Here is a 13969-nt window from a genome sequence, read left to right on the forward strand (position 1 = left end):
CGGAGCAGGAGGCATCGGCCAAGCGCCCAGGCCGACTTGCCGGGCGACCCCGACGTCAAATCAAACGCCGAACCGATCCACCAGCGGGGCCAGCGCGCCGCGCAGGCAGGTAGCCCAGAACTTCCCGGCCTCGGACAAGGGCCGGCTGCCATGCAGGATCATGTGGCATTCAAAATGCACGGGTGCCGTCAGCGGGCGATAACACAGGCCCGCGGCTTCCATGCCCACGGCCGTGGCGGGGTTGGCGATGCCGACCCCATGCCCGGCCAACGCCAATTGGCAGACGGTGCTGGAATACGGGGTTTCAATCGCCACCTTCAGGCTGTGGCCGGCTTGCCGCAACAGCGTATCCAGGCGCTTGCGCGAGCCGTCCTCGGCGTTCAACGCAATCACATCGACGTCGGCCAGCTGGGCAACGTCCACCTGTTCCAGGCGCGCCAGCGCGTGCCCGGCGGGAAACACCGCTACCGCGCGCAAGCTGGCCAGCCGATGGCCGCGCAGGCCTTCCAGTTCGGATTCGTCCGCCACCACCGCCAGGTCCAGCTCGCCCGATACCACCATGTCGCGCAAGGTATTGGAGTCGCGGATTTGCAGGTACAGCGGCGTGTCCGGGTAGCGGGTACGAAAGCGTGAGATCGACTCGCTGACGATCGCCCCGCCGTAGGCATGGATGCAGCCGATGCGCAGCCGGGGCTGCGCGGCGCCGCGTATGGCCCGGATCTTGCGGCCCAGGCTTTCCAGGCCGACATTCAGGCGGCGGATTTCTTCGTACAGCAAGGTGGCTTCGGGCGTGCGCTGCATGCGCTGGCGCACGCGTTCGAACAGGCGCAGTTCAATGCTGGTTTCCAGCGCGGCCAAGGTGGCGCTGACCGTCGCGGGCGACACATCCAACCGCCGGGCGGCAGCCGTCACGCTTTCCGTTTCATAGACGGTGCGAAAGGTCTCGACCTGTTTTAGCGTGAAGGTCATGGTGGCGCGCCGCGCGCTAGATGCGTTGCAGGTCCATCAGGACGCGGCGGGTCGACAACGGGCGGCCGGCCAGGATCTCGGCCAGGCGTTCGCGCAGGTCGCGCCGCAACGCGGGTTCGATTGTGGTGTCGTCGAAATCGGGCGCTTGTTCGTCCACGCCATAACCCGTTTCGCGCAGCAGCGTCCATTCAAAGCGGCGCAGCGCGCCGGCGGCACGGGTACCGTTGGACAGCTGCTGCAACGCCATGTCGTAGGCGTCGAACAGCAAGGGGTGGGCGTCTTCGCGTGGCAGCAAGCGCAGCAGTAGCTCGTTCATGTACCAGGCGGACATCAGCGCGGTGCCGGTCAACGGCCGGATGCCCGCGATTTCGGCACGCGTCAGTGTCTTGACTTCGCCATTGCCGGTCCAGGACAGCAGCAAGGGCTGAAAGGCCGACAACACGGGACGCAGTACCGAATAAGGGCGCTTGGCGCCCTTGGCGACCATGGCGACACAGCCATGGTCGCGGGAGAAAGTCTGAACAATAAGGGAGGTTTCACGCCACGCGGTGGCGTGCAACATAAAACCCGGGCGGTCCTGGACGCGAGGCGCCCGTCTACTCATAACCCAGATCGCGGAGCGCACCCTCGCGGTCGGACCAGCCCTTGCGCACCTTGATATAAACCTCCAGGTGCACGGGCTTGTCCAGCAGCTTGGCGATGTCTTGCCGCGCCTCCGTGGCGATGCGCTTCATGTGCATGCCGCCCGCGCCTAGCAAGATGGGCTTGTGGCTGTCGCGTTCGACCACCACGCAGGCATTGATGCTGGCGCCCTTGGCGGTTTCTTCCCATTGTTCGATGACAACGGTACAGCCGTAGGGCAGTTCGTCGCCCACCAGGCGGAAGATCTTCTCGCGTACCAGTTCGGCGGCGATGAAGCGCATGGGGCGGTCGGTCAGGGTGTCTTCTTCGAACATCGCCTCGCCTTCCGGCAGGCGCGTGGCGATTTCTTCCAGCAACTGGTCCAGCTGCTGCTTCTTGGTGGCGCTGACGGGCACCACGGCGCCAAAGGGGTGCAGCGCCATGATCTTGGAGACGAACGCGAACAGGTCGTCGCGATTCTTCATTTGGTCGATCTTGGAGACGACCAGAATGGTGCGTTCCGGGTTCGGCAACAGCGGCAACAGCTTCGCATCGCCTTCGGACCATTTGCCGGCTTCCACCACGTGCACCACCACGTCGACGTCGGCCAGGGCCTGCGTCACCACGCGGTTCATCATGCGGTTCATGGCGCCGCCATGACGCGTCTGGAAACCCGGGGTATCAACGAAAACGAACTGTTCGTGCTCGCGAGTCAGCACGCCGTGGATACGGTGGCGCGTAGTCTGCGCCTTGCGCGACACGATGGAAATCTTGGAACCGATCAGGGCATTGGTCAGCGTGGACTTGCCCACATTGGGACGGCCAACGATGGCAACAAAGCCGGTACGAAAAGGGGTATCGCTCATTTAGTCTCTTGAGCCACTGCCACGGGCAGCGACAATTGCGCGGTTTTGCGCGCCTTGCCCGACTTGCGGGCAGCCTTGGTGGCGGGGCTGATAGCCAGCGCAGCCTCCAAAGCCAGCTTGGCCGCCGATTGCTCGGCGGCACGGCGGCTGGCGCCGGGCGCCGTAACCTTGATCTCGAGCGCCGGGATGGCGCACTCGACTTCGAACTGCTGGCTGTGGGCCGCGCCATGCGTGGCCACCACCGTGTACAGGGGCAGCGCCAGCTTGCGGCCTTGCAGGAATTCCTGCAGCAAGGTCTTGGCGTCCTTGCCCAGCGTTTTAGGGTCAACCGAGGCCAGCACCGGTTGGTACTGGCGCACGATCACGCGGCGCGCGGCGTCAAAGCCCGCGTCCAGGAAGACGGCGCCAAACAGCGCCTCGACCGTGTCCGCAAGAATCGATGGCCGGCGGAACCCGCCGCTTTTCAATTCGCCTTCGCCCAGCCGCAGATACTGCGACAGTTCCAGGCGTTGGGCGATGTCCGCCAGCGAGGCCTGCTTGACCAGGTTGGCCCGCAGCCGCGACAGATCGCCTTCGTCGATTTTGGAATAGCGTTCAAACAGCATCGCCGCCACGACGAAGTTCAGCACGGAATCCCCAAGGAATTCCAAGCGCTCGTTGTGGCGCGCACCGTGACTGCGATGCGTCAGTGCCTGTTCAAGCAAGGCTGGATCACCGAAGTGGTGATCCAGGCGGTTTTCTAGCGTGGCTAGCGACATAATCAGTTGAACCGGCCGATGCGGCTGAGATCGCTGAAATTCATCCAGATGAAGAACGCGCGTCCGACGATATTGGCTTCAGGTACGAAGCCCCAATAACGGCTGTCCGCGCTGTTGTCCCGATTATCGCCCATGGCGAAATAACTGCCTTCGGGTACTTTGCAGCGTACCCCATTGCGGCTGTATTGGCAGTTTTCACGGTGAGGAAATTGCCACATGGGCGAATAATCCTGCGGCTTGTTCTCATCTAGCAGGATCTTGTGCTCAACGTCGCCCAACTTCTCTTTATATTGTGCGATATACGACACACGATCCGGTTCGAAGTAGTCGCCGTCGCGAACGTGAGGCACCAGCGTGCCGTTCACATACAGCTTTTTGTCCAGATAAGCGATCTCGTCGCCGGGCAGGCCGACCACGCGCTTGATGTAGTCCACGTCCGGATCCACGGGATAACGGAACACGAAAACATCGCCGCGCTGGGGCTTGCCGATGTCCACGACCTTCTTGTCGATCACGGGCAGACGCAAGCCATAGCTGAACTTGTTCACCAAGATCAGGTCGCCGGACTGCAGCGTCGGCAGCATCGAGCCCGACGGAATCCGGAACGGCTCGACCACGAACGAACGCAGCATGAACACGAACAGGATGACGGGAAAAAAGCTGACGGCGTATTCAACCCACCAGGGCACGCGGCGCGCCACGTCACCGGCTTCGCGGCGCAGGCGTTCGGCTTCCTGGGCGTCCCCGATCAGGGCCGCATCGTACTGCGCCATTGCCGCTTGGGCCCGCGCTTCACGGCCACGCCGCAGCACTGCCAGATCAAGCACCCAGATAATGCCGGTCAAGACCAGCAGAACAAACAGGATCAGGGCAAAGTTCCAACTCATCAGCTAACCGCCTTCTTTTGGTTCTACTTGTCTTCCACTTGCAGGATGGCCAGGAACGCCTCCTGCGGAATCTCAACGCTACCCACCTGCTTCATGCGCTTCTTGCCGGCCTTCTGCTTTTCAAGCAGCTTCTTCTTGCGCGAGATGTCGCCGCCATAGCACTTGGCCAGCACGTTCTTGCGCAACGCCTTGACGTTTTCGCGGGCGATGATTTCGGCGCCGATCGCGGCCTGGATCACTACGTCGAACATCTGGCGCGGAATCAGCCCGCGCATGCGGGTCACGACGTCGCGGGCGCGATGGCGCGCGTTGCTGCGGTGGACGATCACGGCCAGCGCGTCGACGCGGTCGTTGTTGATCAGCAGGTCCACACGCACGACGTCGGCCGAACGGTATTCCAGGAATTCGTAGTCCATCGAGGCGTAGCCGCGCGACACCGACTTCAGCTTGTCGAAGAAATCCAGCACGATTTCGGCCAGCGGAATCTCGTACACCAGGTGCACCTGGCGGCCGTGGTAGCTCATGTTGACCTGCGAACCGCGCTTGTTATTGCACAGCGTCATCACGGGCCCGACATAGTCCTGCGGCATGAACAGCGTGACCTTCACGATGGGTTCGCGAATGTCCTGGATCTTGCCCACTTCGGGCATGCGCGACGGGCTTTCCACGGTAATCACGGAGCCATCGCGCTGCTCGACTTCATACACCACCGACGGCGCGGTCGTGATGATGTCCATGTCGAATTCGCGTTCCAGGCGCTCTTGCACGATTTCCATGTGCAGCAGGCCCAGGAAGCCGCAGCGGAAGCCAAAGCCCAGCGCTTGCGAGACTTCGGGTTCGAACATCAGCGCGGCGTCGTTCAGCTTGAGCTTGTCGAGCGAATCACGCAGCTGGTCGTATTCAGAGCTTTCGACCGGATACAGCCCGGCGAACACCTGGGGCTTCACTTCCTTGAAACCGGGCAGCGCGGACGGCGCGGGCTTGTTGGCCAGCGTGACCGTGTCGCCGACCTTGGCGTCTTCCAGCTGCTTGATGCCGGCGATGATGAAGCCGACCTCGCCCGCCGACAGATGCGGGCGCTGCTGCGACTTCGGCGTGAACACACCGGTCTGCTCGCACAGGTGGGTGGCGCCGGACGCCATCAGCAGGATCTTGTCCTTGGGCTTGAGCACGCCATTGATGATGCGCACTAGCATGACCACGCCCACGTAGTTATCGAACCACGAGTCGATAATCAGCGCTTGCAACGGCGCTTCCGGGTCGCCCTTGGGCGCCGGCACGCGGGCCACGATGGTTTCCAGAATTTCGTCAATGCCCATGCCCGTCTTGGCGCTGGCCAGCACAGCTTCCGATGCATCGATGCCGATGACGTCTTCCACTTCCTGGCGCGCGCCCTCGGGATCGGCCTGGGGCAAGTCCATCTTGTTCAGGACGGGCACCACTTCCACGCCCAGTTCGATGGCCGTGTAGCAGTTGGCGACCGTTTGCGCTTCCACGCCTTGCGACGCATCCACCACCAGCAGCGCGCCTTCGCATGCCGACAGCGAGCGGCTGACTTCGTACGAGAAGTCCACGTGCCCCGGGGTGTCGATCAGGTTCAGGTTGTAGACCTTGCCGTCGTTCGCCTTGTAATGCAGGGCGGCGGTCTGGGCCTTGATGGTAATGCCGCGCTCGCGTTCGATTTCCATGGAATCGAGCACCTGCGCCGACATTTCGCGATCCGCCAATCCGCCGCAGCGCTGGATCAAGCGATCGGCCAAGGTCGATTTGCCATGATCGATGTGGGCAATGATGGAGAAGTTGCGAATATGCTGCATGCTTGAAATTATAAGGGACGGAACACTCGGCAATAAGCCGGAAGACGCCGCCGCCTGCGAGGACACGGCTGACGAGAGGGGCGCTGACGGGACGAAACCCGGGCAAAACGAGGGGGCGCCCAAGCGCCCCCTCTTGCGGCAACCAGCCATTTTAGCCGGTCTTGGGCAAATTTTTCTGCCGGTGGGCCGCCCCAGGGTAAAAAGGCGGTCCAACCGGCCGAAGCTGCCTTACTTCGATGCAGGCACCGCGACCCACTGAGTCTGCTCGCCACGGCGGACCAGCAAACCGGCGGAACGGCTCTTGTCCAGCTTGGCCACCAGTTCGCCGAACTGCTTGGCGCCAGTGACATCGGTGTCGTTCAGAGCCAACACAATGTCGCCTTCCTGCAGGCCAGCCTTGGCCGCCGCGCCCTCGGCAACCTTCACCTGGACGCCGCCCTTGATCCGCAGCTTCTTCTGGACATCGGCCGGCACATCGACCACGCCAAGGCCCAGCGCGTTGGTCACTTCGGGCGCCGGCGCCGCTTTCTTCGCGGCGGCCGCCTTCTCGGTCGGGATCTCGCCCACCTTGACCGACAGCGTCAGGCTCTTGCCCTTGCGCCACACTTGCATGTCAGCGCGCGTGCCGGGCTTGGTTTCGCCAACGATACGAGGCAGATCGGACCAGCGCTTGATCGGCTCGTTGTTGAACTTCAGGATCACGTCGCCCGGCTGCACGCCCGCTTGTTCGGCGGGGCCTTCGGCTTCCACGCTGCTGACCAGCGCGCCTTCGGCCTTGGGCAGGCCGATGGCTTCGGCCACGTCCTTGCCCACTTCGCCGATCTGCACGCCGACGCGTCCGCGCGTGACCTTGCCGGTGGCGCGCAATTGGTCAACCACGCGCATGGCTTCGTCGATCGGGATGGCCAGCGAGATGCCCATGAAACCACCGCTACGGGAGATGATCTGCGAATTGATGCCGACCACTTCGCCGTCCAGGTTGATCAGCGGCCCACCCGAGTTGCCCGGGTTGACGGCGACGTCGGTCTGGATGAAGGGCAGGTATTCGCCGGTATCGCGGCCGATTGCGCTGACAATGCCGGAGGTCACCGTGGAATCCAGTCCGAACGGCGAGCCGATTGCCAGCACCCATTGGCCCTTCTTCAACTTCTTGGGGTCGCCAATGACCAGCGGGATCATGTCTTTGGCTTCGATCTTGATGAGCGCCACGTCGGTGCGTTCGTCGGTACCGATCACCTTGGCCTTGAACTCGCGGCCGTCGGTCAGCGTGACGTAGATGTCCGTTGCGTCAACCACCACGTGGTTGTTGGTCAGGATATAGCCGTCGGTGGAAACGAAGAAGCCGGAACCCACGCCGCGCGGCACGGTGCGTTCCTCGGGCTGGGGCGGCTGCGGACGCTGGCGCGGCATGGGCGATTGCCCACCGCCAGGCGGCTGAAGATCAGGGCCGAAGAACCAGCGGAACAATTCGTACGGATCGCTGCCGCCGCCGGGGCCAGGGCCTCGCACCGGCACGGTGGCGGTCGTGCGGATGTTCACGACCGCGGGGTCCGCCTTTTCAACAATGCCCGTGAAGTCGGGCAGCGCCACCGTCGGGGTTTGCGCGGTCGCAACGGGCACATAGGCAGCGGACATGAATACGCCCGCCGCCACGGCCACCACAAAGCGCCGGAAAAAAGCGTTCGACACCGTCATTGCTTTCATAAATTACTCCGAAGTTGCTGCTTGCTGCTTGCGGCTGTGGCGTGCGTCACTTGGGGGTGGGGGCCGGCGGTGCGGCCGTTGCCGCGGTCGGCACGTATTCGGTCGCTTGCGCTAGCTGTTCAAGCGTGGCTACGGGCACCTCGCCCACGGCCGTCAGCCAGAAATCAGCAATGCGCGTGCCATACACCGTGATGGAGCCACGCTGCGCGGGCCCCGGCGGCGGATGATGCCCGCGCTCACTGTCATAAGGTTCGATAAACACCGAGATGGCCGCCAGGCCATCGGACAGCACCATCTGGCTGACCGTTGCGCCCCGGCCCATTGACCGCGCCACCTGCAGGATGACCTTGAAGCCCTTGGGCGCGGGGATGCGCCACCCCTGGGCCATCAGGTCCACCGGGGTCATCGAGGGCTCCAGCACCTTCCAGTCGCGCGTGCTCCAGCGGGAACTGAGCTGTTGCGGGTCCACCTCGGAACCCAGGCGCAGCGACGTGAACGACACCTGCTCAACCACGCCCCGGGCGGCATTGAGCGTTTGCGCCTTCAGCAGCAAATTCGTTTCAACGTCGGCGCACAGGCGGTAGCCGTAACGCAGCTTGTCCAGCGGTTCGATCGTGATCAGGCGGCATTCGCGGCCCGCCACCCGATGCAGCTTGGACTCGGTGCGGATTTTGTAGTGTTCGGAAAGATTGGCGGGGTCGCCCAGCAGCAGGCCGGGAAAGCGGTCGCCACGACGGCGCTCGATCAGCACCGTCTTGCGTTCCGGGATCAGGCATTGCACGTCGTCGTTGTGACGCAGATATTCGCGCGGCTGGCCGTCCAGGATCTCAAGGCGCTCGCGCTCGCCGGTGCCGTCAAGCACGTGCACCAGGCGCGATGACTGAATCATCTCGCCTTGTTGATACATGAAGACGCCCGCGTAATCCTGCTTGCGCGCGGCCTGCTGAATGCGGGTCAGCAGTTGGACCACATCGTCCGTGGCCGGGGCCGCGTCGGCGGCACGCGCCGGCTCATGGGCGGACAGGAAAGCGGTCAGAAGCGTAGCGGCGAACCATCCCGCGCGATGGGCATGCCAGGAACCTGCGCGCGGCCAACGTGTCGGTAACGCCAGCGCCATCAACGTCCCGCTCCGACGTCGAACGACACTTGACGCACCGCGCTGGGACCCGCCATCTGGCGATGGGCCTCAAGGTAGTCGCGCAGGCCGGCGTCATCGGCGGCGGTGGCGGAGGCAGGCGTGCCGCTGGCATCGGCCAGCACACGCACTTCCGTGGCCGGCGTGCCGGTCAGGTAAGGCTGCGCTACCCAGGCAACGGTGGCAACCGCGGCCGCCACGGCCAGGCCGGACAGACCAACCCGCAACGGCGAGCGGCGCCGGGGCGCCGCCACAATCGGCAGCTCCGCGTCCAACGCGCGCGCCAATCGCGATTGGAACGCGGCGCTAGGCGTCAATGCCAGATCGGCATTGCGCAGGGAATCACCGATCAAATGATAGGTGTCCCAGGTCTGACGTCCTTCCTTGGACAACAGACTGGGAAGAATATCGTCGGAATCTTCTCCGTCCATCCAGGCGGAAACCGATTCCTCCCAGGAGGACTCGGCGATTTCAACGGACTTGGCTGCTGTTTGCATGACTGCCACTCCTTACCAGCGACGCTCGGCATCGGTGCCAAGCAATGGACGCAATTTGGTTGCAATGGCTTCACGCGCACGAAAAATGCGGGAGCGCACCGTACCAATAGGGCAGTCCATGCTCTGGGCGATGTCTTCGTAACTCATACCTTCGATTTCACGCAGGACAATTGCGGTGCGCAATTCTTCGGGCAATTCCTCGATTGCCGCGTTCACCGTCTCGGCGATTTCGCGGCTGGCGACCATGGATTCCGGCGTGCTTATATCGGTTAGGTTGTCGGTTTCGTTAAAAGTTTCACCGTCTTCCGTTTCTATCGCATTGGGCGCGCTGGGCCGCCGGCCTTGCGAGGCCAGCCAGTTGCGCGCCGTGTTGATGGCGATACGATACAACCAGGTGTAGAAGGCGCTTTCGCCGCGGAACTGCGGCAAGGCTCGATACGCCTTGATGAAAGCTTCCTGGGCCACGTCTTCGATTTCCGACGGGTCGCGGATCATTCGGGCCAGCAGGCGCAGGATCTTGCGCTGGTACTTCAGCACCAGTAGATCGAACGCCTTTTTATCGCCTCGTTGAACGCGCGCGACCAACTCCGCGTCGACTTCGCGTTCGCTCATGACGCCTCCTGCGGGCGTGCCGCCGACGGGGCTCGTTGCGCCGTGCCCGTCAGCAGGCATAGACGCCGCCAGGACTCGGGTTGCAACGTCCGCTGCCAGACGGTGAGGGTGATTGTGCTATTTGTAAAGACCGTACTCCCGGTGGGCAAAAGCTGCAAAGTGAGCGTAAGCCAGCGGGGGCCGCGCTGCTGATCCAGCAACCGCGCGTCTTGCCAGCCTTGCGGCTGACGCACCTGCCAACGCCCCGCCCCGGTTGCCGTACGTAACGCCGATACCGGGGACAGGCCGCTCCGTGCCGAGTGTAACAGCCCGGCCGGCACAAGCAGCAGCGCAAGGCATGCCCAGCCGCCCATGCCTTGCCAAAACGCTGCCAGAGACGCGCAGGCCGCAGCGACGGCGCCGGCCATTGCGCACAGGACATGGCCATTGGCCGGCCGCCCGACGGGCACCCGCAACGACCAGCGTCCTGCCGCGGAGCCTTCCAAATCAGACCCGGCGAACGGCCATGGAGCCGTTGGTGCCGCCGAAGCCGAACGAGTTGGACAGGCCGACGTCGATCTTCATCTGCCGCGCTTCGTTCGCGCAGTAATCCAGATCGCATTCCGGATCTTGATTGAAGATGTTGATCGTGGGAGGCGAAACCTGGTTGTACACGGCCAACGTCGTGAACACGGCTTCGATGCCGCCGGCCGCGCCCAGCAGGTGGCCCGTCATGGACTTGGTCGAATTCACCACCAGTTTCTTGGCGTGATCGCCGAACGCCAGCTTCAGCGCGTCGGTTTCGTTCTTGTCGCCCAGGGGAGTCGACGTGCCGTGCGCGTTGACATACTGGATGTCGTCCGCGTTCAAGCCGCCGTTGCGCAGCGCGTTGATGACGCCGCGACGCGGGCCGTCTTTGTCCGGAGCCGTGATGTGGTGCGCGTCCGAGCTCATGCCGTATCCGGCGAATTCGCCATAGATGCGCGCGCCGCGCTTCTTGGCGTGCTCGTACTCTTCAAGGACCAGAACACCGGCGCCCTCGCCCAGCACGAATCCGTCGCGGTCGCGGTCCCAGGGACGCGATGCCGTTTCCGGGTCGTCGTTACGGGTCGACAAGGCGCGCATGGCGGCAAACCCGCCGATACCCAGCGGCGACACGGTCGATTCCGCACCGCCTGCAACCATGACGTCTGCGTCGCCGTATTCGATCAGGCGCGCTGCGTCGCCGATGCAATGCAGACCGGTCGTGCAGGCCGAGACGACGGCGTAGCTGGGACCCTTCATGCCATAGGCAATGGACAAATGACCGGAGATCAGGTTGATCAGCGAACCCGGCACGAAGAACGGCGAAATACGCCGCGGACCCTTGGCCATGTATTCGACCTGGGTTTCTTCAATTCGCGGCAAACCGCCGATGCCGGAACCCACGATGACACCAATGCGCTCGGCATTGGCTTCGGTGACTTCCAAACCGCAATCACGCCATGCCTGCATCCCCGCGGCCAGGCCGTAATGGATGAACGTATCCATCTGGCGGGCTTCTTTGCTCGAGATATAGGTGCTGATGTCGAAGTCTTTGACTTCGCCAGCAATGTGCGTGGTGATGGCCGAGGGATCGAAACGGGTGATGCGGCTGATGCCAGAACGTCCGTTGACGATATTGTCCCAAGCGGTGGTCAGGTCGTTTCCAACGGGAGAAACAATACCCAGGCCGGTGATGACGACACGTCGCTTCACGGATGACTCCTCAAACAGACAAAAGAAAGGCGGCTTTCGGGATGCGCTGCACGTGTGGCCCGCGCGAAAGCGGGTCGGGCATTACAACGCCCTTCCCGCACGCGGACCACACGGCAAATTCCTGAAACCGCCCCGTTTCCCGGCTGGGCCCGAAGGTCGGGCAACCGGAACGATATAGGTTGAGCTTACTGCTTACCGTGCGAATTGATGTAGTCAATCGCTTGTTGCACGGTCGTGATCTTTTCGGCCTCTTCGTCGGGGATCTCGGTCTCGAATTCGTCTTCGAGCGCCATGACCAGTTCGACCATGTCGAGCGAATCGGCACCGAGGTCGTCAAGGAAGGAGGATTCGTTCTTGATCTCGGCTTCGTTAACGCCAAGTTGTTCAGCGACGATCTTCTTGACGCGCTGTTCGATGCTTTCCATGCAGATCTCCAATTGGGAAAAATCCCGCGAATTATAGCCAAGCGTAGAGGAAAGCAACGCCTGGCCGTGACAAAAATAACACCGCGCACTGGTTCTGTCGCCCAAGGGCACAGGAATATCGGTATGCGGCGTTTCCGGTTGAACTGCGCGCTGCCTGGTGCCGGTTGCCCGGCATGGGCGCGACGGCCTGAGCCGCCTGGCGCGCAATTCGTGATTTATTGCATGTACATCCCGCCGTTGACGTGCAGGGTGGTGCCGGTAATGTAACCCGCTTGCGGCCCGGACAAAAAGGCCACCGCATGGGCGATGTCTTCGGGCGAGCCCAAACGACCCAGCGGAATCTGTTGCAGCAGCGCCGTGGTCTGGCTCTCAGCCAGCGCGCGCGTCATGTCGGTGTCGATGAAACCCGGCGCGACGCAGTTCACGGTGATGTTGCGGCTACCCAACTCACGAGCCAGAGCACGTGACATGCCCGACACGCCAGCCTTGGCGGCGGCGTAGTTGGCCTGGCCCGCGTTGCCGCTGGAACCAACGACCGACGTGACGTTGATGATGCGTCCCCAGCGGGCCTTCATCATGCTGCGCAACACGGCACGCGACAGGCGGAACACCGACGTCAAGTTGGTATCCAGCACGGCCGACCAATCGTCGTCCTTCATGCGCATCGCCAGGGTGTCGCGCGTGATGCCGGCGTTATTGACAAGGATGTGCGGACCGCCGCCTTCCTTGCCCAGCGCGTCAATCAGCGCGTCGCAGGCTTCGGCGTCAGTCACGTTCAGGACCACACCTCGGCCGCCAAACGCCGCCAGCGCTTCGGTAATGGCGGCCGCGCCCGACTCGGACGTAGCGGTACCGACAACGGTTGCGCCGCGCGAGGCCAATTCCTGGGCAATGGCGCGGCCGATCCCGCGCGTGGCGCCGGTCACCAGCGCGATCTTGCCTTGCAGTTCGATCGAGTTGTCCATGTCTTTAATTTCCGTTAACGACGGCCAACGCGGCTTCAAGCGAAGCGGGATCGGTAATGGCCAGGCCGGTAAGTTCGGGGTCGATACGCTTGGTCAGCCCGGCCAGCACTTTGCCGGGACCGCATTCGATAACGTGCGTGACGCCTTGCGCCTTCATGGCGCGCAGGGTTTCAACCCAACGCACGGGGTGCCATGCCTGACGCACCAGCGCATCGCGGATAGCGGACGGTTCCGTGGGCGAGGCCACGTCAACGTTGTTGATGACCTGCATCTGCGGTGCGGACACGGCGGCGTTTGCCAGTGCGCCGGCCAGCACGTCAGCGGCGGGCTTGAGCAGGCTGGAGTGGAAAGGCGCGGACACCGGCAGCAGCAGCGCGCGCTTGGCGCCGGCGGCCTTGGCGAGTTCGCAGGCGCGTTCGACAGCGGCCTTGTGGCCGGCGATCACGACTTGTGCGGGCGCGTTGAAATTCACGGCTTCGACGACTTCGCCCTGGGCGGCGGCGGCGCAGGCGTTGCGCACCGCGTCGTCGTCCAGACCCAGGATGGCGGCCATGGCGCCCGTACCCACCGGCACGGCGGCCTGCATGGCATCGGCGCGCACGCGAACCAGGCGCACGGCATCTTCAAGCGCCAGCGAACCGGCGGCGGTCAGCGCGGCATATTCGCCCAGGCTGTGGCCGGCGACGACGTCCGGCTTGCGGCCACCCGCGGCGATCCAGGCGGCGTAGAACGCCACGCCGGCCGTCAACATGGCGGGCTGCGTGTTCGTGGTCAGGTTCAGCTGTTCCACCGGACCTTGCGCGATCAGCGCGCCCAGGTCCTGGCCCAGCGCTTCGGAAGCACGAGCCACGGTGTCCGTGACGGCAGCGACGCCCGACCAGGCATCCAGCATGCCGACAGCTTGCGACCCTTGGCCGGGAAAGACAAAAGCAATTTTCATGATTGACCGGTTGGATTGATTCAGTATCTGTGTGGGATGTCAGGCGTGCCCTCGCGG

Annotated in this window: 14 protein-coding genes; all 14 read right to left on the minus strand. The window is 63.4% G+C overall.

What is annotated here, in order from left to right:
* Positions 1 to 60: 60 nt before the first annotated feature.
* Positions 61 to 969 (minus strand): LysR family transcriptional regulator, encoded by a 909-nt coding sequence (locus V6F88_RS15940; RefSeq protein ID WP_332610654.1) that lies wholly within the window; start codon positions 967 to 969, stop codon positions 61 to 63.
* A 16-nt stretch (positions 970 to 985) separates the two neighbouring features.
* Positions 986 to 1573, minus strand: coding sequence for a DNA repair protein RecO (recO, locus tag V6F88_RS15945; RefSeq protein WP_046802609.1), 588 nt, complete (start codon positions 1571 to 1573; stop codon positions 986 to 988).
* Positions 1566 to 2456: a GTPase Era gene (gene era, locus V6F88_RS15950; protein WP_046802608.1), complete on the minus strand. Its 891-nt coding sequence runs from the start codon at positions 2454 to 2456 to the stop codon at positions 1566 to 1568. The genes recO and era overlap by 8 nt, the downstream gene beginning before the upstream one ends.
* A complete protein-coding gene (gene rnc / locus V6F88_RS15955) occupies positions 2453 to 3214 on the minus strand; it encodes a ribonuclease III (RefSeq protein ID WP_006218051.1) in 762 nt (253 codons plus the stop codon). Before rnc ends, era begins: the two co-directional genes overlap by 4 nt.
* 2 nt (positions 3215 to 3216) lie before the next feature.
* Entirely contained in the window at positions 3217 to 4101 is an 885-nt protein-coding gene (lepB, locus tag V6F88_RS15960) for a signal peptidase I (RefSeq protein ID WP_104143027.1), read from the minus strand.
* 23 nt (positions 4102 to 4124) lie between these two features.
* Complete coding sequence (lepA, locus tag V6F88_RS15965) at positions 4125 to 5918, minus strand: translation elongation factor 4 (protein ID WP_175129663.1); 1794 nt, start codon at positions 5916 to 5918, stop codon at positions 4125 to 4127.
* 228 nt (positions 5919 to 6146) lie between these two features.
* Complete coding sequence (locus tag V6F88_RS15970; protein WP_332610659.1) at positions 6147 to 7622, minus strand: DegQ family serine endoprotease; 1476 nt, start codon at positions 7620 to 7622, stop codon at positions 6147 to 6149.
* Positions 7623 to 7668: 46 nt separating this feature from the next.
* Positions 7669 to 8739, minus strand: coding sequence for a MucB/RseB C-terminal domain-containing protein (locus V6F88_RS15975; RefSeq protein ID WP_332610661.1), 1071 nt, complete (start codon positions 8737 to 8739; stop codon positions 7669 to 7671).
* Positions 8739 to 9254, minus strand: a complete 516-nt coding sequence (locus V6F88_RS15980; protein ID WP_050727851.1) for a sigma-E factor negative regulatory protein — start codon at positions 9252 to 9254, stop codon at positions 8739 to 8741. The genes V6F88_RS15975 and V6F88_RS15980 overlap by 1 nt, the downstream gene beginning before the upstream one ends.
* Positions 9255 to 9266: 12 nt before the next feature.
* Positions 9267 to 9866, minus strand: coding sequence for an RNA polymerase sigma factor RpoE (gene rpoE, locus V6F88_RS15985; RefSeq protein ID WP_006223829.1), 600 nt, complete (start codon positions 9864 to 9866; stop codon positions 9267 to 9269).
* 486 nt (positions 9867 to 10352) lie between these two features.
* Positions 10353 to 11582, minus strand: a complete 1230-nt coding sequence (gene fabF, locus V6F88_RS15990) for a beta-ketoacyl-ACP synthase II (RefSeq protein WP_332610663.1) — start codon at positions 11580 to 11582, stop codon at positions 10353 to 10355.
* Between the two features lie 185 nt (positions 11583 to 11767).
* A complete protein-coding gene (acpP, locus tag V6F88_RS15995) occupies positions 11768 to 12007 on the minus strand; it encodes an acyl carrier protein (protein ID WP_003813816.1) in 240 nt (79 codons plus the stop codon).
* A 215-nt stretch (positions 12008 to 12222) separates the two neighbouring features.
* The gene (gene fabG / locus V6F88_RS16000) at positions 12223 to 12972 is read right to left on the minus strand and encodes a 3-oxoacyl-ACP reductase FabG (protein WP_332610664.1); all 750 of its coding nucleotides are present in this window, start codon (positions 12970 to 12972) and stop codon (positions 12223 to 12225) included.
* A 4-nt stretch (positions 12973 to 12976) separates the two neighbouring features.
* The gene (fabD, locus tag V6F88_RS16005; protein WP_332610665.1) at positions 12977 to 13912 is read right to left on the minus strand and encodes an ACP S-malonyltransferase; all 936 of its coding nucleotides are present in this window, start codon (positions 13910 to 13912) and stop codon (positions 12977 to 12979) included.
* Positions 13913 to 13969: the final 57 nt, after the last annotated feature.

This window comes from Achromobacter sp. ESBL13, assembly GCF_036668755.1.
Lineage (GTDB): Bacteria > Pseudomonadota > Gammaproteobacteria > Burkholderiales > Burkholderiaceae_B > Achromobacter.